Here is a 21,327-nt window from a genome sequence, read left to right on the forward strand (position 1 = left end):
CGGGCCCCGCGGGGACCTTCACCGCCCCGGCCACCGCCATCGCGGATGTGCCCCGGCCACCGCCGTCGCGGGCGTGCGCCGCCCAACCGGAAGGGCGGACGGACGGGGAACAACATCCGCCGCGAAGCGGTGGATCACCCCGCCACGGCGGCGCCGCGGGTTACAGCGGCGGCAAAGCGGGCGCGGCCTTCGCCGGGTTCTCGGTGAGGGCCGCCAGGGCGATGCGGATCGCCTCGTCGAGCTGGGTGTCCCGTCCCGCGGCGTAGTCCTGCGGAGCCTGGACGACCTCGACGTCGGGGTCGACACCGTGGTTCTCGACGCCCCACTCGTAGCCCTCCAGCCAGAAGGCGTACTTGGGCTGGGTGACGAGTGTGCCGTCGACGAGCCGGTAGCGGCTGTCGATGCCGATCACTCCGCCCCAGGTACGGGTGCCGACCACGGGCCCGATCCCGAGCGCCTTGATCGCCGCGTTGACGATGTCGCCGTCCGAACCGGAGAACTCGTTGGCGACGGCGACGACCGGGCCGCGTGGCGCGTCCTCCGGGTAGCTGTACGGGCGCAGGCCGCGCGGCAGGTCCCAGCCGACGATCCGCCGCGCCAGCTTCTCGACGACGAGCTGGGAGGTGTGGCCGCCGCGGTTCTCGCGTACGTCCACCACCAGCCCCTCCCGGGCCACCTCGATGCGCAGGTCGCGGTGGAGCTGAGCCCACCCGGAGCCGACCATGTCCGGCACGTGCAGATACCCGAGGCGGCCCCCGGACTGCTCGTGGACGTACGCCCGCCGGTCCGCCACCCAGTCGTGGTAGCGCAGCGGCTCCTCGTCCGCGAGCGGGACGACGACCGCGTGACGTGGATCGCCGCCGCCCGAAGGCGAGATGGTCAGCTCCACCGGCTTGCCCGCCGTGCCGACGAGCAGCGGCCCGGGCCCGGCCACCGGGTCCACCGGCTGCCCGGCGACCGCGACGATCGCGTCTCCGGCGCGCACCGCGACCCCCGGAGCGGCGAGCGGCGCCCGCGCGTCCGGGTCGGAGGTCTCGGACGGGAGGATCCGGTCGATGCGCCAACTGCCGTCCTCATGACGGGAGATGTCCGCGCCGAGCAGCCCCTGTGCCCGGTCGCCGCCACCCCCTCCGCCACGCGGCATGACGTACGCGTGCGAGGTGCCGAGTTCGCCGTGCACCTCCCAGAGCAGGTCGACGAGATCGTCGTGCGTGGCGACCCGCTCCAGAACCGGCCGATAGCGGTCGAGTACGGCGTCCCAGTCGACCCCGCCCAGGTCGGGCCGCCAGAAGTTGTCCCGCATCAGGCGGCCCGTCTCGTCGTACATCTGCCGCCACTCGGCGGCCGGGTCGACGGTCTGCCGGACCCGCGACAGATCGACGGTGATGTTCGTGTCGCTCTCGTCGTCGTTCGAGGCGCGCCGGTCGCTGGGTACGACCTTGAGCTTGCCGTCGGTCCACAGCAGGACCCGCTTGCCGTCGCCCGTGACGGCGAAGTGGTCGGCGTCCGCGGCGAGATGCTCGATGCGCTGGTGGGCGAGGTCGTACCGCTCCAGCTCGGTCTGCGGGTCCGGGTCGTCGGGCGTGGCGCGGGAGGCGCCGAGCACACCGCGGACCGGGTGCCGCAGCCACAGCAGCCCGTCCTTGGCGGCACGCAGCGTCGAGTAGCGCGCGGCCTCGACGGGGAACGGCACGATCCGGTCGGCGAGCCCGTCGAGGTCGATGCGGGTCGTGGGGGCGCCCTCGCTGTCGGGCGTCTCGTCCTTGTCCGGCGCCTCGAAGGGGCGGCCGTGCCGCTGCGGCCCGAAGGGGGACGGCGTGGTCGCGGCCAGGGTGATCAGGTAGGGCCGCGAGCCGCCCACGAACGCCAGGTCGAAGACGTGCTCGTCGTAGACGGGGTCGAACGCGCGCGCCGAGAGGAAGCCGAGGTGCTTGCCGTCGAGCGTGAACGCGGGCTCGTAGTCGCGGAACCGGAGCGGGGTCGCCTCGGTCACCGACAGGTCGGCGGTGTTGGCCAGCTTGAGCTGGCGCAGCGGGCGCGGTCCCGGGTGCGACCAGGCGAGCCAGGCCGAGTCGGGCGAGAAGACAAGGCCGCTGACCTCACCGTCCTCGCTGCGGTCGACCTCGCGCACCTCCCCGCTCTCCCGTTCGACGAGCAGCACACGGCCGTCGTGCGAGGCGACGGCGGCGCGGCTCCCGTCGGGCGCCATCGCGAGCCCGAGGACCCGTCCGAGCTGCCCGGCGGCGAGTCGGCGCGGGGTCGCCCCCGGCGCGACTCCCGTCGCCGGGGCGAACTCCAGGGCGTCGTCGCCCTCCGCGTCGGTCACCCACACCACGTGCTCCTCGCCCTCCGCCCGGAAGGTGCGGGGCAGCCGGGAGCGCACGCCCTGCTCGGCGGCGAGGGCGCGGGCCGGACCCGAGCGGTGCGTGACCCAGTGGACGGCGCCGCGCACCGAGACCGCGCTGCCGCGTCCGGTGTGGTCGGGCGCGGCGGCGGAGAACCAGCGCGAGGCGCTCACCGGGTGCGGCTGCTGGTCGACGCGCTGGCCGCCGAGGCGGATGTCCAGCCTGCGCGGCTCGGCGCCCTCCAGGTCGTCGAGGAGCCACAGTTCACCGGCGGACGCGTACACGACCCGCGTGCCGTCGGTGGCCGCGTGGCGGGCGTAGAACCCTCCCCCACCGGGCGTGTGGCGCCGCAGGTCGGAGCCGTCGGCGAGGGAGGAGTAGAGCGCCCCGACACCTTCGTGGTCGGACAGGAAGGCGATCCGCTCCCCCACCCAGAGGGGATATTCGATGTTCCCGTCGAGCTCTTCATGCAGCCGTACGAAAGCGGAGTCCCCGTCGCCCTCCCGGTCGATCCACAGCTTGCCCGCCGTGCCGCCGCGATACCGCTTCCACCAGGCGGCCTCGCGCCCCATGGGCGCGGACAGCAGCACGACACCCGGGCCGCCGTGGGCGATGTCGCCGACGGGCCCGTAGGGAAGGGTCGTCGCGGGGCCGCCGTCGAGTGGGACGGCCCGGGCCCAGCTGCGCCGCAGGCTCGCCTGTCCCTGGGTGCTGAGCGCGAGCACCTGACCGTCCGCGGTCCAGCCGCGCACCTGGGTCTTCGAACTGCCCCAGTACGTCAGTCGCTTGGACGGTCCGCCGGCCAGGGCGGCGGCGTGTACCTCGGGCGCCCCGTCACGCGTGGACGTCCAGGCGACCGTCGTGCCGTCCGGGGAGATGCGCGGATGGTTCACCGGGACGTTGTCGGCGCTGACCCGCCAGGCCCTGCCTTCGCCGTCGAGCGGGGCGGCCCAGACGTCGTCCTCGGCCGTGAAGACGACCAACTCGCCGTGCAGATGCGGAAACCGGAGATACGCGGAGGCTGCGGACTCTGTCACCCGATCACCCTATGCAGCGACCGCACCCCTTGAAAGGGGTTTCGATCACTTGATCCGTGTGGGCCTGGCAGGTCACCGGGCAGGTCACTTGCCCTGGGAGGGCCAGCAGGTCGGGTCGCCCTTGCACCACATGGTCTTCGTCACGGTGACGGTGACGGTGGGGTTGGGCTGCCCGTTCGTGGGGTGGTACGAGATGGGCGGGTTGGGGGCGTTCGTGGCGTTGCAGTTCCCGAGGCCGCTCACGTGGAACCACTCCTTGCCGCCGACCGTGGCGCGCAGGTCCCCGCGTACGCACGCGCCGTCGACGGCGCGGGTGACCTTGCCCTTGACGACGATCTCCCGTCCGTCATCCGTCTGCCCCTGGCAGTCGACGGAGGCGGCGGTGCTCACGGTCGGCGCGGGCGTCTTCCCGGGGGTGTAGGCCTTGTTGGCCCCGCCGTAGGACGCCGTGCAGCTGAGCCAGCGCACGTTCACATGCTGTCGTTCGAGTTCCTTGGTCGCGGTCCGGTCGGTCGTGTAGGCCACCGTGGCCGAACTCAGCCCGCCCGTCGGCTCGCACGCGGCCACCCCGAACACTCCGGCCGCTCCGAGCCCCACCGCCATCAGCACCTGTCGACGCCCTGTCCGACGCCTTATCCGCCTCAAAGCCCCCATAGACGGCAGCCTGCCACTGTCCCGCGAACGGCGGTAGACCGCATGCGGCCACGATCCCCAGGACCACCCGAAGGAGGGTTTTTCACCCCCGCCGCCCCTGCCGGGGCGGCGGGGGCGAAAGAGGCCTGGCCCTCAGGTACGCAGGAGGAGCCACTCCTGGAGCTCCACCAGGTTGCCCTCCGGGTCCTTGAGGTGGGCGACGCGCATGCGGTCGGTCATGGGGACAGGACCGTGCAGGACGGTCGCGCCACGCGAGGCGATCTGCTCGCAGTACGCGTCCAGGTCATCCACCCGTAGCACCACCAACGACCGATGCCCGGTAGCCAAGTCGCCCAGTTCACCCAGGACTTCGGCCATCACCGACCGGTCCTGTATGGCGATGCCCGCCGACCCGGTGGCGGGGCTGAACTTCTCGTACGGCCCCTCCGTCGCACCCGACTGGGGCTTGAGACCCAGCACCTCGGCGTAGAAGCGGTAACAGGCGGCGAAGTCCGAGACGAGCAGCCGTACCTGAGCGAGTTCCAAGGCGATCCCCCGTGAGTGTCAGGACCAGCGACCGGTACGGGCCAGCAGCAGCGCCGCCGCCACGGTCCCGGCGGTCGAAGTACGCAGCACGGTACGCCCCAGGTGGAACGTCCGCGCACCCGCCTCGGTGAACAGCGCCACCTCCTCGGGCGAGATCCCGCCCTCGGGGCCGACCACAAGGACGATCTCCCCGGAACCGGGCAGTTCGGCCGTCGCGAACGGCTCGGTCCCGAGCTCCGTGTCCTCGTGCAGTACCGCCGCCAGATCCGCTTTGGCGAGAAGTGCGGCAACCTGCTTGGTCGACATCGCGTCCGCGACCTCGGGGAAGCGGACGCGCCGGGACTGCTTGCCGGCCTCCCGGGCCGTGGCCCGCCATTTGGCGAGCGCCTTCAGCCCCCGCTCGCCCTTCCACTGCGTGATGCAGCGGGAGGCCGCCCAGGGCACGATCGCGTCCACGCCGGTCTCCGTCATGGTCTCGACGGCGAGCTCGCCCCGGTCGCCCTTGGGCAGGGCCTGCACGACGGTGATGCGCGGCTCCTCCGCCGGCTCCTCGGTCACCGAGTCCATCCGGACGATCAGCCGGTCCTTGCCCTCGGTCTCCAGCACCACGCACTCCGCCCAGCGCCCGGCCCCGTCGGTGAGGACGACGTCCTCGCCGGGCCGCAGCCGCTTCACCGAGACGGCGTGCCGCCCCTCGGGCCCGTCGAGGACATAGCGTCCGCCGCCCCCCGCGTTGAAATCTTCGACCACGAACACCGGGGCGGTCATCGGCCCGCACCCCCGTCCTCTTCCGGGAGCGCCGACAACGCTGTCCTGGCGGCGGCGAGTTCGGCGCTCAGCACCTCCACCAGCTGCCCCGCAGGCAGTTCGCGGGCCATGCGGTGGCCCTGACCGGCCCACAGTGCCATGCCCTGCGCGTCGCCCGCCGCGGCGGCCGCCTTGCGCAGCGGGGAGGTGAGGTGGTGGATCTCGGGGTACGCGGCGGGCGCGTACGGACCGTGCTCGCGCAAAAAGCGGTTGACCAGTCCGCGCGCCGGGCGCCCGGAGAACGCGCGCGTCAACTCCGTCCGTACGAACAGGGGGTTGGTCAGCGCCTGCTTGTGCATGGCGTTCGCGCCGGACTCGGGGGTGGCGAGGAACGCGGTGCCGAGCTGGGCCGCGCTCGCGCCCGCCGCGAGCACCGCGGCGATCTGGCTGCCGCGCATGATGCCGCCCGCCGCGACGATCGGGATCTGCACGGTCTCGCGGACCTGCGCGATCAACGAGAGCAGCCCTATGCCGGTGCCGTCCGTCTCCGGGTTGTCGCGGTGGGTGCCCTGGTGGCCGCCCGCCTCGACGCCCTGCACGATCACCACGGCGGCGCCCGCCCGCTGCACGGCCAGCGCCTCCTCGGCGGTGGTCGCGGCGACCATCGTCAGCGTGCCGGCGCGGGCGAGCGAGTCCAGTACGTCGCGGGTGGGAACGCCGAAGTGGAAGGAGACCACCGGCACCGGGTTGTCGAGGAGGACGGCGAGCTTGGCGTCGTAGCCGTCGTCCCGGCCGCTGTCGGGGTCGCCGAGCTCGGTCTCGTACCAGGCGGCCTCACCAGCGAGCTGGTTGGCGTACACCTCGACGGCGGCGGAGTCCGCATACTCGGGCTGCGGCATGAAGAGGTTCACACCGAAGGGGCGGCCCGTGAGTCCGCGCAGCTGCTTGATCTCCTGGTACATGCCGTCGGCGGTCTTGTACCCGGCGGCGAGGAACCCGAGCCCACCGGCCTCGGACACGGCGGCCGCGAGATGCGGGACGGAGACGCCGCCCGCCATGGGGGCCTGCACGATCGGGTGGGGGAAGAGATCGGTCAGTGCGGAGGACATGACGGCATGTTGTCACGTCCCCCGTACAAGTCCGAATCCGGCCTTCCGCCTGGCATAGGCCAACGGGATGGGCACCCGCGACCACCTATTTTCGCCCCTGTCGAACGCCCCGTAAGGGGCCCGAGGCTGTGACATTTGCGGCTCCGCCGCGTGGGCGCGACCAGCCCCCACCCACCCGCAGCCGAAAGACGACCGGGGGCCTGGGGGGCGGAGCCCCCCAGGGACGGGACGGCCAGGGGCGGAGGGGCGAAAACCTCACCTCAGCGGCCGTTGAACGCGTCCTTCAGCCGCGAGAACAGCCCCTGCTGTCCGGGCTGGAACTGCCCGGTCGGCCGCTCCTCACCCCGCAGCTTCGCAAGCTCCCGCAGCAACCGCTCCTGCTCGGGATCGAGCTTCGTGGGCGTCATCACCTCGACGTGCACGATCAGATCGCCCCGGCCACCGCCCCGCAGATGCGTGATGCCCCGCCCGTGCAGCGGGATCGACTGCCCGGACTGCGTGCCCGGACGGATGTCGACCTCCTCCAGGCCGTCGAGCGTCTCCAGCGGCACCTTCGTGCCGAGGCACGCCGCGGTCATCGGGATGGTGACCGTGCAGTGCAGATCGTCGCCGCGCCGCTGGAACACGGCGTGCGGCAGCTCGTGGATCTCGACGTAGAGGTCACCGGCGGGCCCGCCACCGGGGCCGACCTCGCCCTCGCCGGCGAGCTGGATCCGCGTGCCGTTGTCGACACCGGCCGGGATCTTCACGGTCAGCGTCCGACGGGAGCGCACCCGGCCGTCGCCCGCGCACTCCGGGCACGGGGTCGGGACCACGGTGCCGAAGCCCTGGCACTGCGGGCAGGGGCGGGACGTCATGACCTGGCCCAGGAAGGACCGCGTCACCTGCGACACCTCACCGCGACCGCGGCACATGTCACACGTCTGCGCCGAGGTGCCCGGCGCCGCGCCTTCCCCATTGCAGGTGGCGCAGACGACGGCCGTGTCGACCTGGATGTCCTTCGTCGTGCCGAAGGCGGCCTCGTCCAGCTCGATCTCGAGCCGGATCATGGCGTCCTGGCCACGGCGGGTGCGCGACCGGGGGCCGCGCTGCGACGCCGTACCGAAGAAGGCATCCATGATGTCCGAGAAGTTCCCGAAGCCGCCCGCGCCGAAGCCGCCCGCGCCCGCGCCGCCCGACTGGGACAGCGGGTCGCCGCCGAGGTCGTAGACCTGCTTCTTCTGCGGGTCCGACAACACCTCGTACGCGGCGTTGATCTCCTTGAACCGCTCCTGCGTCTTCGGATCGGGATTGACGTCCGGGTGCAGCTCGCGCGCGAGCCTCCGGAACGCCTTCTTGATCTCGTCCTGGGACGCGTCGCGGCGCACGCCGAGTACGGCGTAGTAGTCCGTGGCCACTTAAGACTCCGCCAGGATCTGTCCGACGTACCGTGCCACCGCTCGTACCGCTCCCATCGTTCCCGGATAATCCATGCGGGTCGGGCCGACCACGCCGAGTTTGGCTACTGCCTCGCCGCCCGAACCGTAGCCGACCGAGACCACGGACGTGGAGTTGAGTCCCTCATACGCGTTCTCGTGCCCGATTCGCACGGTCATGCTCGAATCCCCGGCCTCACCAAGCAACTTGAGGAGCACCACCTGCTCCTCCAGCGCTTCGAGCACCGGCCGGATGGTGAGAGGGAAGTCATGTCCGAAACGGGTGAGATTGGCGGTGCCGCCGATCATCAGCCGCTCCTCGGTCTCCTCGACGAGCGTCTCCAGAAGGGTGGAGAGCACTGTCGAGACCGTACCGCGGTCCTCCGCCTCAAAGGCCTCCGGCAGGTCCTGCACGAGCTGCGGGACATCCGCGAAACGGCGGCCCGCGACCCTGCTGTTGAGCCGGGCCCGCAGATCCGCGAGCGACGTCTCGCCGAACGGCGCAGGGCAGTCGATCATGCGCTGCTCGACCCGGCCGGTGTCGGTGATCAGCACGAGCATCACGCGCGCTGGGGCGAGCGAGAGCAGCTCCACGTGCCGCACGGTCGAGCGCGTCAGCGAGGGGTACTGCACCACAGCGACCTGCCGTGTGAGCTGCGCGAGCAGCCGTACGGTCCGGCCCACGACGTCGTCGAGGTCGACGGCGCCGTCGAGGAAGTTCTGGATGGCGCGCCGCTCGGGCGCGGTCATCGGCTTGACGCCCGCGAGCTTGTCGACGAAGAGGCGGTAGCCCTTGTCGGTGGGGATGCGCCCGGCGCTGGTGTGCGGCTGGGCGATGTAGCCCTCGTCCTCCAGCACGGCCATGTCGTTGCGCACGGTCGCAGGCGAGACGCCGAGGCGGTGCCGCTCGGTCAGCGCCTTGGAACCGACCGGCTCCTCGGTGCCCACGTAGTCCTGGACGATGGCGCGCAGCACCTCAAGCCTGCGTTCACTGAGCATCGCGCACACCTCCAGAAGTCTTCCCCGCGCACTTCGTGGCCTTCGGCCTGGCACTCAGCGCACGCGAGTGCCAGCGTTCCCCGGCCCAGTGTACGGCGGTGAGGTACGGCCCCGGCAAGGGCGGGCCTGCGATGTCGTGCCTGGCAGGCTCTCACGGCTAGCGTCTCCATATGAGGCTGACTTGGGAAGACCTGGGGTGGGAAACGGTGGCGCCCCGGGTCGGGCGGAAGCGGCTTCCGGTCTGGGACTGCACGGCCGGGCTCGTGGTGGGCGACGGCGCGGCGCTGATGATCGACGCGGGGTCGAGCCTGCGGGAGGGCGCGCAACTGCGGACCGAGGCGCGACGGATCCTCGGTGGCGACCGCCGTGTGACGCACCTCGCACTCACACATCCCCACTTCGACCATGTCTTCGGGGCGGCCGCGTTCGCCGGGGTGGAAGTGTTCGGCGCGGTCGGCCTGGACGCGGTCTTCGCGCACGACCGCGAGGAGCTGCGCGCGGACGCCGTACGCAACGGTCTCGACCCGCGCGAGGCGGCGGAGGCCGCGGACCTCCTGGTCCACCCCCGCCACTCGGTGTCCGGCGAGTGGACCCTCGATCTCGGAGGCGGCATACAGGTCCTGCTCGCCAACGTGGGCCCCGGCCACACCTGCCACGACCTGGTGGTCCTGGTCCCCGGCCCACCCGGCTCACCGGAGACCGTCTTCTGCGGCGACCTGGTGGAGGAGTCGGGCGAACCCCAGGCGGGTCCCGACGCCGTTCCCTCCCACTGGCCGGCGGCGCTGGACCGGCTGCTCGACCTGGGCGGGGAGGACGCGGTGTACGTGCCGGGACACGGCGCGGCGGTGAATGCGGCGTTTGTCCGTGCGCAGCGGGACGCGTTGGCCACACGTTTCGGCGTGTCTTCGTAGCGGGCCGGGAGCTTCTCCTATCGTCATCCGAATGCGCCAGTACTCTCCGGACCTCACCCCGCCGTGGAAGAAGCCCCAGGCCGTGCCCGAGGTCCCCGCCGACCCCGGCCTGGTGGTCGAGGAGCCCGGCACCGGCTTCTGCGGCGCGGTGATCCGCTGCGAGGCGGGCACGGTGACCCTGGAGGACCGCTTCGGCAAGCACCGCGTGTTCCCGCTGGAGCCGCGCGGCTTCCTTCTGGAGGGCAGGGTGGTGACGCTGGTCCGCCCGGCCTCCGGTCCGGTACGTCCCACCCGCACGGCCTCCGGTTCGGTCGCCGTCCCCGGCGCGCGGGCCCGGGTCGCGCGGGCCGGACGTATCTACGTGGAGGGCCGCCACGACGCCGAACTGGTCGAGCGCGTCTGGGGCGACGACCTCCGTATCGAAGGCGTCGTCGTCGAGTACCTGGAGGGCATCGACGACCTCCCGTCGATCGTCGCGGACTTCGCGCCGGGGCCGGACGCCCGCCTCGGCGTCCTGGTCGACCACCTGGTCCCCGGCACGAAGGAGTCCCGCATCGCGGACGCGGTCACCAGCGACCACGCCCTGGTGCTGGGCCACCCGTACATCGACATCTGGGAGGCCGTGAAGCCGTCCTCCGTGGGCATCGGGGCCTGGCCCAGGATCCCGCACGGCCAGGACTGGAAGACGGGCGTCTGCCGCGCCCTGGGCTGGCCGGAGAACACCGGCGCGGCCTGGCAGCACATCCTGTCCCGGGTGCGGTCCTACAAGGACCTGGAGCCGGAACTCCTGGGCCGGGTCGAGGAGCTGATCGACTTCGTGACGGCCCCGGCGTAGCTGTGGGCAGTCGTGCCGCCGGGGCGGCACCCGCCCCACAGAAGGCGGCACCCCGCGCGCGCCGGTAGGCGCACCGCCCCCGACCCCGGCCGCGTCCCCGGGTGCCTCAGTCCACCAGGTCCCGCACCACCGCGTCGGCCAGCAGCCGCCCCCGCAGCGTGAGAACGGCGCGACCGGCGTCGTACGGGCCGGGTTCGAGAAGTCCGTCGGACAAGGCCCGGCGGGAGGCGGCCAGCCCGTCCGGCCGGAGCAGGGACAGCGGGCAGCCCTCGCGCAGCCGCAGTTCGAGCAGGATCCGCTCGACGCGGCGGTCCTCCTCGGAGAGGAGTTCGCGGCCCGCGCCCGGGGAGCGGCCGGAGGCCAGGGCGGCGGCGTACGCCCCGGGATGCTTCACATTCCACCAGCGCACGCCGCCGACGTGGCTGTGGGCGCCGGGGCCCGCGCCCCACCAGTCGGCGCCGCGCCAGTACAGCTCGTTGTGCAGGCAGCGGCCGGCCTCGGAGGTGGCCCAGTTCGACACCTCGTACCAGTCGAACCCGGCCGCCGACATCACCTCGTCCGCGATCAGGTAGCGGTCCGCGTGAACGTCGTCGTCCGTCATCGGGACCTCGCCACGGCGGATGCGGCGGGCGAGCTGGGTGCCCTCCTCGACGATCAGGGCGTACGCGGAGATGTGGTCGGGGCCGGCGCCGAGGGCCGCGTCGAGCGACGCGCGCCAGTCGTCGTCGGACTCCCCGGGCGTGCCGTAGATCAGGTCGAGGTTCACATGCTCGAAGCCCGCCGCGCGGGCCTCGGCGACACAGGCCTCGGGGCGGCCGGGGGTGTGCGTACGATCGAGCACCTTCAGTACGTGCTGCCGGGCGCTCTGCATGCCGAAGGAGATCCGGTTGAAGCCCCCGGCGCGCAGGGTCGCCAGGTATGCCGGGTCCACCGACTCCGGGTTCGCCTCGGTCGTGATCTCCGCGTCGTCCGCGAGCCCGAACTCGTCGCGGATCGCCCCCAGCATCCGTACGAGATCGTCGGCGGCGAGCAGGGTCGGCGTACCGCCGCCGACGAAGACCGTGCGAACGGGGCGCGGGTCGTCGCCGAGGACCTTGCGGGCGAGGCGGACCTCGTCGGTCAGCGTGTCCGCGTAGTTGTCGCGGGAGGCGAGCACGCCTCCGGTGCCCCGCAGCTCGGTCGCCGTGTAGGTGTTGAAGTCGCAGTAGCCGCAGCGGGTCGCGCAGTACGGCACGTGGAGATAGAACCCGAGGGGTCGCTCGGCCGCCCCGGCCAGGGCGTGCGCGGGCAGCGCCCCGTCGTCGGGGACGGGCTCACCGTCGGGAAGTGCGGAAGGCATGCCTTCCATTGTCCAGCACGTCCGCCCATGCCCTCGCTCGCCAGAATTCAGGAGCGCCCCGTCAGGGGCGCGGGGAACTGCGCGACCAGCCCCCACCGGCCCGCACCCAAAAAGACAACCCGGGCGGTCTGGGGGCAGGGCCCCCAGGTACGGGACGGGTAGGGGCGGAGGGGGCGAGAAAAACGCTGTTCCCGCTACTCGGCCTGCAGTACCAGCAAGGCCATGTCGTCCTCCGGCGGCCGCGCCCCGAACTCGTGCACCAGCCTGCGGATCCGTTCCGCGATCAGCTCGGCACTCAGCCCCGCACAGCCCTCCAGAGCCTTCGCGAGCCCGTCCTCGTCGTCGAACTGCCGGGACCCATTGCGCCGCTCCGTCACCCCGTCGGTGACACACAGCAAGGTGTCACCGGCATGCAGCTCGAAGGTCTCGGAGCTGTAGCAGGCGTCCTCGAAGACGCCGAGAAGAGTCTGCGGCCCCGCCACTTCCCGTACGTCACCGTCGGGCCCGAGGAGCAGCGGCAGTGGATGCCCGGCGGAGGCCAGAGTGCAGCGCACACCCCCGTCGAAGGGGACGAGCTCGCCGTACAGCATGGAAAGGAACCGCGTCTGCGGGCCGAGGTCCGCGCCCAGCCCCGGCCCGCCCGCTGCCACGAGCGCACGGGCCGCCGCGTCCGCGGCCTCCGTCGCGTCGTCGAGCAGGAGCTGATTGAGGCGGTCGAGGACGTCCGCGACGTGGTAGCCCTCACGGGCCAGCAGCCGCAGCCAGGGCCGGGCCAGGCCGATCACCACGGCGGCTTCGGGGCCCTTGCCCTGGACGTCGCCCACCGCGAAGCACCAGCGCCCGTCGCCCGCGGGGAACAGGTCGTAGAAGTCGCCGCTGGGCCCGCCCTTGTCGAGCGGCTCGTACACGAGCGCGCTGCGTACGCCCGGGATCTCGGCGACCGCGCCGGGCAGCAGGCCGCGCTGGAGGACCCGGCTGATGGTGGCCTGGCGCGCGTACTGGCGGGCCGCGCCGATGGAGAGGGCGATGCGACGGCTGAGGTCCTCGACGAGCCCGGTGATCTCGTCGGGGAAGTCGACCAGCCCGGCCCGTCCGATGACGAGCGTGCCCAGCGGCCGCCCGCCCGCGATCAGCCGGTACGCGAGCGCCGCCCCGCTCGCCCCGCGCCCGCCCAGCGCCTCACCGGGCCAGGGCACGGGGACGGCCCGGGAACGCACCGCGTCGGGCAGCAGCGGCGGGTCCTTCTCCAGGGCACGGCGCAGCTCCTCGATGCGGTTCTCACTGCCGTGCCACACCCGGGCCAGCCGGGGTCCCAGGGCGAAGCCGAGACCGCCCGCCCGGTCGGTGGCCTCGTCCTCCAGCCACACCGCGCACCAGTCGGCGAGGCGCGGCACGAGCAGCTGTCCGGCGAGCGCGGCCACCAGATCCTCGTCGAGCTGCCCGGCGAGCAGATCGGACGCCTCGGCGAGGAAGGAGAGCGCCCCGCGGTTGAGCCAGTCCTGGTCCTGCTGGGCGCTGCGTCGCGGCTCGGGCGGAAGTATCTCGGGGGCGAGTATCTCGCCCACCCGTATCCCGCGCTCAAGCGCCTGCTCACCGGCGTACGCCGCTATCTTCTCCGCGACTCCGGAAATCCTTTCGGCTCCCGAAATCCTGCCGACTCCCGAGATCCTTCCCGCATCGGAGATCAGCCCCGATTCCGAGACCTTTCCTCCGTCCGAGCCCTTTCCCGAACTCGAGATCCCGCCCACGTCCGAGCCCCTTCCCGAACCCGAGCCCGAACCCCTTCCCGCGTCCGAGATCCGCCCCGAATCCGATCCCCCTCCCGGATCCGAGATCCACCCCGCATCCGAGATCCTTCCCGTATTCGAGATCCTTCCGGATGCGGAATTCCTGTCGGCTTCCGACATCGTCTCGGCGCCCGGGACGCCACCCGCTGCAGGGACGCCTTGCGCACCCGAATTGCCCGCCACCTCCATGACCGCGCTCCCGTCGACGGGCAGCCGCGCCCACACGGTCTTGACCCCGGTGCGATAGGTGATCCCCCAGGCGTCGGAGAGCGCGGACACGAGCCGTAACCCGCGCCCGTACTCCGGCGTGCCGTACGGCCGTTCGATACTGTCGTCGCGTACCGCGCGCGAGGGGTGGTGGTCGGAGACCTCGATGACCAACGGTCCCGGCGCCCCGTCACCCGCGGTTTCGAGGCGGCACAGCAGCTCGACGTCGGTGCCCGCGTGCACCACGGCGTTGGTGACGAGTTCGCTGATCACCAGGATGGCGTCGTCGGTGAGGCGGTCGTCGATGATCTCGGCGCCCGGAAGGGCGAGTTCGGTCCAGTCGGCGAGCGTGCCACGCACGAACCGGCGGGCGGCTCCGGGGGCGAGCGGAGTGCCGGGCAGCGCGGTGCGGGCCACGACTTCCTGGCCGGCGCGGTTGTGCGCAGGCGCATCAGGGGCACGCGCCATGGACTCCCGTTGCGTCGGAATGGCCCCCACTGTGCAGCTCCCTGAGCAGTTCGGACGAATACGCCTCAGGCGATGCGGACAGAGTGACAGACTGACCCTGCCCATAAGCGCCGAGTTACCGAAGTGGGCCGCCATGAGTGAGAACAGTGGTATGCGTGTGCTCGAAGACGGACAGATTCGAGCATCGGATCTGCGTCCGCTGCTCGCCGCGATGACCGCCGCACGGGACGGGGATTTCAGCAAGGTGCCGGAAACGGGGCACGGCCTGGTGGCCGACCTCAGCGCGATGTTCAACCAGATCATGGACCGCAGTACCCACTTCAACTCCGAGGTGCAGCGTGTCCGCCGGGAGTTGGTACGGCACGGGCGGCTCGACGAGCGTCTTTCGGCCAGCCCCGGCCAGGGCGGCTGGACGGCGCGCGTCAACGACGTGAACCAGCTGCTCGACGCCCTGGTGGCCCCCGCGGCGAACGCCACCCGAGTCCTCGACGCGGTGGCCGGCGGCGACCTGACCCAGCGGGTCGACCTGCACGACGGCAACCGTCAACTCCGCGGCGACTTACGCAGACTGGGCCGCGCCGTCAACAAGATGGTCGACCAGCTCTCCCTCTTCACCGGCGAGGTCACCCGTGTCGCCCGCGAGGTCGGCACCGAGGGGCGGCTCGGTGGCCGCGCCAAGGTCACGGGCCTGTCGGGTAGTTGGCGGGATGTGACGGAGGCGGTCAACACGATGGCCTCCCGTCTGACGGCCCAGGTGCGAGACATCGCCCTGGTGACCACGGCGGTGGCGCGCGGCGACCTGACCCGTACGGTGACCGTCGAGGCGACCGGCGAGCTCCTCGAACTGAAGCTCACCGTGAACACCATGGTCGACCAGCTCTCCGCCTTCGCCGACGAGGTCACCCGGGTCGCCCGCGAAGTCGGCACCGAGGGCCAGTTGGGCGGACGCGCGCAGGTGCGGGGCGTGAGCGGGGTCTGGAAGGACCTCACCGACAACGTCAACTTCATGGCCTCGAACCTGACGTCCCAGGTCCGGAACATCGCCCAGGTCACGACGGCCGTGGCGAACGGCGACCTCAGCCAGAAGATCACGGTCGACGCGCAGGGCGAGATCCTCGAACTGAAGTCGACCATCAACACCATGGTCGACCAGCTCTCCGCCTTCGCCGACGAGGTCACCCGCGTCGCCCGCGAAGTCGGCACCGAGGGAAACCTAGGCGGCCGGGCGCAAGTTCGCGGGGTGAGCGGCGTATGGAAGGACCTCACCGACAACGTCAACTTCATGGCGGACAATCTCACGTCGCAGGTCCGCAATATCGCTCTCGTCTCCACCGCCGTGGCGCAGGGCGACCTCGGCAAGAAGATCACCGTCGAGGCGAAGGGCGAGATCCTGGAGCTCAAGTCGACCATCAACACCATGGTCGACCAGCTCTCCGCCTTCGCCGACGAGGTCACCCGCGTCGCCCGCGAAGTCGGCACCGAGGGAAACCTCGGCGGGCAGGCCCAGGTGCGCGGTGTGTCGGGCGTCTGGAAGGACCTCACCGACAACGTCAACTTCATGGCCCTGAACCTGACCTCACAGGTCCGGAACATCGCCCAGGTGACCACGGCGGTCGCGAACGGCGACCTGTCGAAGAAGATCACCGTCGACGCCCGCGGCGAGATCCTGGAGCTGAAGGACACCGTCAACACGATGGTGGAGCAGCTGCGCGCCTTCGCCGACGAGGTCACCCGCGTCGCCCGCGAGGTCGGTACCGACGGACGGCTGGGCGGCCGCGCCCAGGTGCTCGGCGTGTCGGGCGTCTGGCGGGACCTCACCGACAACGTCAACTACATGGCCGACAACCTGACCTCACAGGTGCGGAACATCGCGCAGGTCGCGACCGCCGTGGCCCAGGGCGACCTGTCGAAGAAGATCGACGTGGACGCCCGCGGCGAGATCCTCGAACTGAAGACGACCATCAACACCATGGTCGACACCCTCTCCTCCTTCTCCTCCGAGGTCACCCGCGTGGCCCGCGAGGTGGGCTCCGAGGGCCAACTCGGCGGCCAGGCCCGGGTCGAGGGCGTGTACGGCACCTGGAAGCGCCTGACGACGAACGTGAACGAGCTCGCCTCCAACCTCACCACCCAGGTCCGCGCGATCGCCGAAGTGGCGTCCGCCGTGGCCCAGGGCGACATGTCCCGCTCCATCACGGTGGAGACCCAGGGCGAGGTCGCCGAGCTGAAGGACAACATCAACCTGATGGTGGCCAACCTCCGCGAGACCACGCGCGCGAAGGACTGGCTGGAGTCGAACCTCGCCCGCCTCGCCGCGCTGATGCAGGGCCACCGGGACCTGATGGAGGTCGCCGACCTGATCCTGCGCGAGCTGACCCCGCTGGTGAACGCCCAGTACGGCGCCTTCTTCCTGGCCGACCCGGAAGAGGACGGCACGTCACTGCGAACGGCGGTGCCCACCAAGGGACTCGCCTTCATCGCCGGGTACGGCTCGGCGCAGGGCGCGACCGTCGACACCGGCGGCATGCCGGTGCACGGCCTGGTCCGGCAGGCGGCGCGCGAGAAGAAGCGCATCCTCGTCGAAGAGGCCCCGCCGGACTACATCAAAATCAACAGCGGGCTCGGCGAGGCGGCCCCGGCGAGCGTCGTGATCATCCCGATCCTCTTCGAGGACAAGCTGCTGGGCGTCATCGAACTCGCCTCCTTCTCCCGCTTCTCCGACGTCCACCTGGCCTTCTTCGACCAGTTCGTGAACACCATCGGCGTCGCCATCAACACCATCATCGCCAACTCCCGTACGGAGTCCCTGCTCGGGGAGTCCCAACGGCTGGCCGTCCAGCTCCAGGACCGCTCGGACGAACTCCAGTCACAGCAGGCCGAGCTGCAGCGCTCGAACGCCGAACTCGAAGAGAAGGCGGCCCTGCTGGCGACCAGCTCGCAGTACAAGTCCGAGTTCCTGGCGAACATGTCGCACGAGCTGCGCACACCGCTCAACTCGCTGCTGATCCTCGCCCGGCTGCTCTCCGACAACCCGGACGGCCATCTCTCCGACCAGGAGGTGCAGTTCGCGACCACCATCCACCGCTCCGGCTCCGACCTCCTCCAGCTGATCAACGACATCCTGGACCTGTCGAAGATCGAGGCCGGCCGGATGGACGTACGCCCCAAGCGACTCCCCCTCATCAAGCTGCTCGACTACGTCCACGCGACCTTCCGCCCGCTCACTCTGGACCGGGGGCTCGCCTTCGAGGTGACGGTCGGCGAGGACGTACCACGGGAGATGTACTCGGACGAGCAGCGGCTCCAGCAGATCCTGCGCAACCTGCTCTCCAACGCGATCAAGTTCACCGCGACCGGTCGCGTCGAGCTGCGCGTCAACCGCCTCAAGGACCCGGAACACAACTTCACCCGCGAGAACAGCGACGACGTGATCGCCTTCGCGGTCACCGACACCGGCATCGGCATCGCCGCGGAGAAACTCCCGGTGATCTTCGAGGCGTTCCAGCAGGCCGACGGCACCACCAACCGCAAGTACGGCGGCACGGGCCTCGGCCTGTCGATCAGCCGGGAGATCGCCGGGCTGCTCGGCGGCCGGATCATCGCCGAGAGCAAGCCCGGCAAGGGCTCCACCTTCACGCTGTACGTCCCTGTCGTGAGCCCCGGGCACACGGCGACCGGCCCCGCCCCCGAGGACCGCCAGGTGCACGTGCCCGAGCAGCTGTCCAGCGAGCCGTACACCGCGCACGACACCGACGACACCTGGCCGACACCCACCAAACTGGAGGCATGGAAGTCCGGCCGGGCGGGTCAAGTCCTGCCGGGTCGACGGGTGTTGATCGTGGACGACGACATCCGCAACGTCTTCGCGCTCACCCATGTCCTGGGCCGTGTCGGCATGCCCGTCCTCTACGCGGAGAACGGCCGCGAGGGCATCGAGACGCTCGAACGCAATCCCGATGTCGAACTCGTCCTGATGGACATCATGATGCCGGAGATGGACGGCTACGAAACGATCTCCGCCATCCGCCGCACCCCGCGCTGGACCGGCCTGCCCATCGTCGCGCTGACCGCGAAGGCGATGCCCGGCGACCGCGAGAAGTCCATCGCACGGGGCGCCAACGACTACGTACCGAAGCCGGTGGACGTCGACCAGCTCCTCACCGTCGTCTGCGCCCTCCTCGACCCGGAGGGCACGGACGAGCCGGAGCAGGACCCCGCGGACGGTGCGGTTGTACCGGGACCGAGCACATCAGGGGAGTCCGCGGTTCCACCGACGACTGAGTGAGGCAACAGTCATCATGAGCGCTGAGGAAACGACCGACGAGCGCGCCAGCATCCTTCTTGTCGACGACATGGAGGACAACCTGATCGCACTGGAGGCCGTCCTGGGGTCCCTCAACGAACCACTGGTGCGCGCGCGTTCCGGCGAGGAGGCGATGAAGGCCCTGCTGCGGCGGCGGTTCGCCGTCGTCCTGCTCGACATCCGGATGCCGGGCATGGACGGCTTCGAGACCGCCGCGAACATCAAGCGGCTCGACCAGACGAAGGACGTCCCCATCATCTTCCTGACCGGCACGGACGCCGACGCGGGCTACGCCTTCCGCGGGTATGCGACCGGCGCCGCCGACTATCTGACGAAACCCTTCGACCCATGGGTCCTGCGCGCCAAGGTCACCGTCTTCCTCGACCTGCACCGCAAGAACCAGCAGCTCGAGCGGATGCTCGCACGCGAACAGGAGCAGTTCGACGAGCTCGCCAACCGGCTGAAGAAGATCGAGACGCACATGGCTGCCAGCAGCCTCCAGGACGTCTTCGAACTGCGTCATCAGGTACGTCAGATGGAGGAGCTGTTGAGAGAGATGCGGAGGGGGCGGGGCCTGTAGCCCCGCCCCCCCGCGCCGCTTGAGATCCGGCCTCGCGTGCGCCGCTCGAGGTCAGGCCTCGCGCGAACCCGCGTACATCTCGTCGATCAGGTGCTTGTACTCCCGCTCGACGACCGGCCGCTTCAGCTTCAGGCTGGGCGTGATCTCGCCGTGTTCGACGTCGAGGTCGCGCGGCAGGAGGCGGAACTTCTTGATGGTCTGCCAGCGCTGGAGGCCCTCGTTGAGTTCCTTGACGTAGCCCTCGACGAGGGCGACGGTGGCAGGCGCGGCGACGACATCGGCGTACGACTTGCCCTCCAGACCGTTCTCCTTCGCCCAGTCCAGGATGGACGGCTCGTCGAGGGCGATGAGCGCGGTGCAGAAGTTCCGGTCGGCGCCGTGCACGAGGATGTTGGAGACGTACGGGCAGACGGCCTTGAACTGGCCCTCGACCTCGGCGGGCGCGATGTACTTGCCGCCGGAGGTCTTGATGAGGTCCTTCTTGCGGTCGGTGATGCGCAGGTAACCGTCGGGAGACAGCTCGCCGATGTCGCCGGTGTGGAACCAGCCGTCCGACTCAAGGACCTCGGCGGTCTTCTCGGGCAGCCCGTGGTAGCCCTCCATGATGCCGGGACCGCGCAGCAGGATCTCGCCGTCGTCCGCGATGCGCACCTCGGTGCCGGGCAGCGGCTTGCCGACGGTGCCGGTGCGGTACGCCTCGCCGGGGTTCACGAAGGAGGCCGCGGAGGACTCCGTGAGGCCGTACCCCTCCAGGATGTGGATCCCGGCGCCCGCGAAGAAGTAGCCGATCTCGGGCGCGAGCGCGGCGGAGCCGGAGACGCAGGCGCGCAGGTTACCGCCGAAGGCCTCGCGGATCTTGGCGAAGACAAGCGCGTCCGCGACCTTGTGCTTGGCGCCCAGCCCGAAGGGGACGGAGGCGGTGCCGGTACGGCGGAAGTTGTCCTGGCTGACCTTCGCGTATTCGCGGGAGACCTCGGCCGCCCACTGGAAGATCTTGTACTTGGCGCCGCCGCCGGCCCGTGCCTTGGCCGCGACCCCGTTGTAGACCTTCTCGAAGATGCGCGGGACGGCCGCCATGTACGTCGGCTGCACGACCGGCAGGTTTTCGATGATCTTGTCGACGCGGCCGTCGACCGCGGTGACGTGCCCGACCTCGATCTGACCGGACGTGAGCACCTTGCCGAAGACGTGTGCGAGCGGCAGCCACAGGTACTGCACGTCGTCCTGGCCGACCAGCCCGGTCGCGGCAATGGCCTTCGCCATGTACGCCCAGTTGTCGTGCGGGAGGCGGACGCCCTTGGGGCGACCCGTGGTTCCGGAGGTGTAGATGAGGGTCGCGAGCTGCCCGGCGGTGATCGCGCCGACCTTCTCCTTGATCAGGTCGGGGTTCTTCTCCAGGTAGGCGGCGCCGCGCGTCTCCAGCTCGGCGAGCGTGAGCACCCAGTCGCCGGTCTCGACGCCGGCCGGGTCGATGACGACCACGTGGGTCAGCTCGGGCAGCTCGGCGCGCTTCTCCCGGGCCTTGGCGAGCTGCTCCGCGTCCTCCGCGATGAGCACCTTGCTCTCGGAGTCGGAGAGGATGAACGCCGACTCCTCGGCGTTGGTCTGCGGGTACACGGTCGTTGTGGCCGCGCCCGCGCACAGGATGCCGAGGTCGGCCAGGATCCACTCGACCCGGGTGGACGAGGCGAGCGCGACGCGCTGCTCCGGCCGCACTCCCAGTTCGATCAGACCGGCCGCGATGGCGAAGACCCGCTCGGCGGCCTGCGCCCAGCTCAGCGACTTCCACTCGTCCGGGCCCTCGCCCGTGGGGGCACCTCCCTGCTCGAGCGAAGCCGAGAGCTTGGGGGAGGGTGGCACCGGGTAGCGATAGGCCTCGGCGTCCGGTGTGGCCGCCACGCGCTCCAGGAAGAGGGCCGCCACGGACGGCGGACGGTTCTCGATCAAGGTCTGTGTGTCGCTCACGACATCCTCCGGGGCCCGCGACAGTGCGTGCGTCTGGCTCGACCGACTGTGTTGGCTGCTGCCAACTGCTGTCTCTTGGCTGCCGACTACTGCTGTGCGGC

General features: G+C 70.9%; 14 protein-coding genes. 4 read left to right on the top strand and 10 right to left on the bottom strand.

Annotated features, from left to right (window positions below; genetic code table 11):
* Positions 1–160: 160 nt before the first annotated feature.
* From ACIBK0_RS01920 to hrcA, 7 genes are all read right to left on the bottom strand, one after another.
* Complete coding sequence (locus ACIBK0_RS01920; protein ID WP_399074521.1) at positions 161–3,382, bottom strand: S41 family peptidase; 3,222 nt, start codon at positions 3,380–3,382, stop codon at positions 161–163.
* A gap of 84 nt (positions 3,383–3,466) precedes the next feature.
* Entirely contained in the window at positions 3,467–3,985 is a 519-nt protein-coding gene (locus ACIBK0_RS01925) for a hypothetical protein (RefSeq protein ID WP_399074523.1), read from the bottom strand.
* A 183-nt stretch (positions 3,986–4,168) separates the two neighbouring features.
* On the bottom strand, positions 4,169–4,561 hold the full coding sequence (locus ACIBK0_RS01930) for a VOC family protein (protein WP_399074525.1): 393 nt from the start codon (positions 4,559–4,561) through the stop codon (positions 4,169–4,171).
* 18 nt (positions 4,562–4,579) lie between these two features.
* On the bottom strand, positions 4,580–5,329 hold the full coding sequence (locus tag ACIBK0_RS01935) for a 16S rRNA (uracil(1498)-N(3))-methyltransferase (protein ID WP_399074527.1): 750 nt from the start codon (positions 5,327–5,329) through the stop codon (positions 4,580–4,582).
* The gene (locus ACIBK0_RS01940; protein ID WP_399074529.1) at positions 5,326–6,417 is read right to left on the bottom strand and encodes a nitronate monooxygenase; all 1,092 of its coding nucleotides are present in this window, start codon (positions 6,415–6,417) and stop codon (positions 5,326–5,328) included. The genes ACIBK0_RS01935 and ACIBK0_RS01940 overlap by 4 nt, the downstream gene beginning before the upstream one ends.
* 260 nt (positions 6,418–6,677) lie before the next feature.
* Positions 6,678–7,814 carry a molecular chaperone DnaJ gene (dnaJ, locus tag ACIBK0_RS01945; RefSeq protein ID WP_399074531.1) on the bottom strand — a complete coding sequence of 379 codons (1,137 nt, stop codon included), beginning with the start codon at positions 7,812–7,814 and terminating at the stop codon, positions 6,678–6,680.
* The gene (gene hrcA / locus ACIBK0_RS01950; protein ID WP_399074533.1) at positions 7,815–8,831 is read right to left on the bottom strand and encodes a heat-inducible transcriptional repressor HrcA; all 1,017 of its coding nucleotides are present in this window, start codon (positions 8,829–8,831) and stop codon (positions 7,815–7,817) included.
* Between the two features lie 170 nt (positions 8,832–9,001).
* Between hrcA and ACIBK0_RS01955 the strand changes: the two genes are divergently transcribed.
* Positions 9,002–9,742: an MBL fold metallo-hydrolase gene (locus tag ACIBK0_RS01955; RefSeq protein ID WP_399074535.1), complete on the top strand. Its 741-nt coding sequence runs from the start codon at positions 9,002–9,004 to the stop codon at positions 9,740–9,742.
* Between the two features lie 31 nt (positions 9,743–9,773).
* Positions 9,774–10,577: a DUF3097 domain-containing protein gene (locus ACIBK0_RS01960; protein WP_399074537.1), complete on the top strand. Its 804-nt coding sequence runs from the start codon at positions 9,774–9,776 to the stop codon at positions 10,575–10,577.
* A 106-nt stretch (positions 10,578–10,683) separates the two neighbouring features.
* Here the strand turns inward: ACIBK0_RS01960 and hemW are convergent, their stop codons facing one another.
* Both hemW and ACIBK0_RS01970 read right to left on the bottom strand, forming a co-directional pair.
* Positions 10,684–11,916 (bottom strand): radical SAM family heme chaperone HemW, encoded by a 1,233-nt coding sequence (gene hemW, locus ACIBK0_RS01965; RefSeq protein WP_399074539.1) that lies wholly within the window; start codon positions 11,914–11,916, stop codon positions 10,684–10,686.
* 194 nt (positions 11,917–12,110) lie between these two features.
* Positions 12,111–14,378, bottom strand: a complete 2,268-nt coding sequence (locus ACIBK0_RS01970) for a SpoIIE family protein phosphatase (RefSeq protein ID WP_399074541.1) — start codon at positions 14,376–14,378, stop codon at positions 12,111–12,113.
* Positions 14,379–14,511: 133 nt separating this feature from the next.
* Here ACIBK0_RS01970 and ACIBK0_RS01975 point away from each other — a divergent pair, with 133 nt between their 5' ends.
* On the top strand, positions 14,512–18,663 hold the full coding sequence (locus ACIBK0_RS01975) for a HAMP domain-containing protein (RefSeq protein ID WP_399074543.1): 4,152 nt from the start codon (positions 14,512–14,514) through the stop codon (positions 18,661–18,663).
* A 13-nt stretch (positions 18,664–18,676) separates the two neighbouring features.
* On the top strand, positions 18,677–19,261 hold the full coding sequence (locus ACIBK0_RS01980; protein ID WP_399074545.1) for a response regulator: 585 nt from the start codon (positions 18,677–18,679) through the stop codon (positions 19,259–19,261).
* Between the two features lie 51 nt (positions 19,262–19,312).
* Here the strand turns inward: ACIBK0_RS01980 and ACIBK0_RS01985 are convergent, their stop codons facing one another.
* Positions 19,313–21,226: an AMP-dependent synthetase/ligase gene (locus ACIBK0_RS01985; protein WP_399074547.1), complete on the bottom strand. Its 1,914-nt coding sequence runs from the start codon at positions 21,224–21,226 to the stop codon at positions 19,313–19,315.
* Positions 21,227–21,327: the final 101 nt, after the last annotated feature.

Source organism: Streptomyces sp. NPDC050564, assembly GCF_044457265.1.
Taxonomy (GTDB): domain Bacteria; phylum Actinomycetota; class Actinomycetes; order Streptomycetales; family Streptomycetaceae; genus Streptomyces.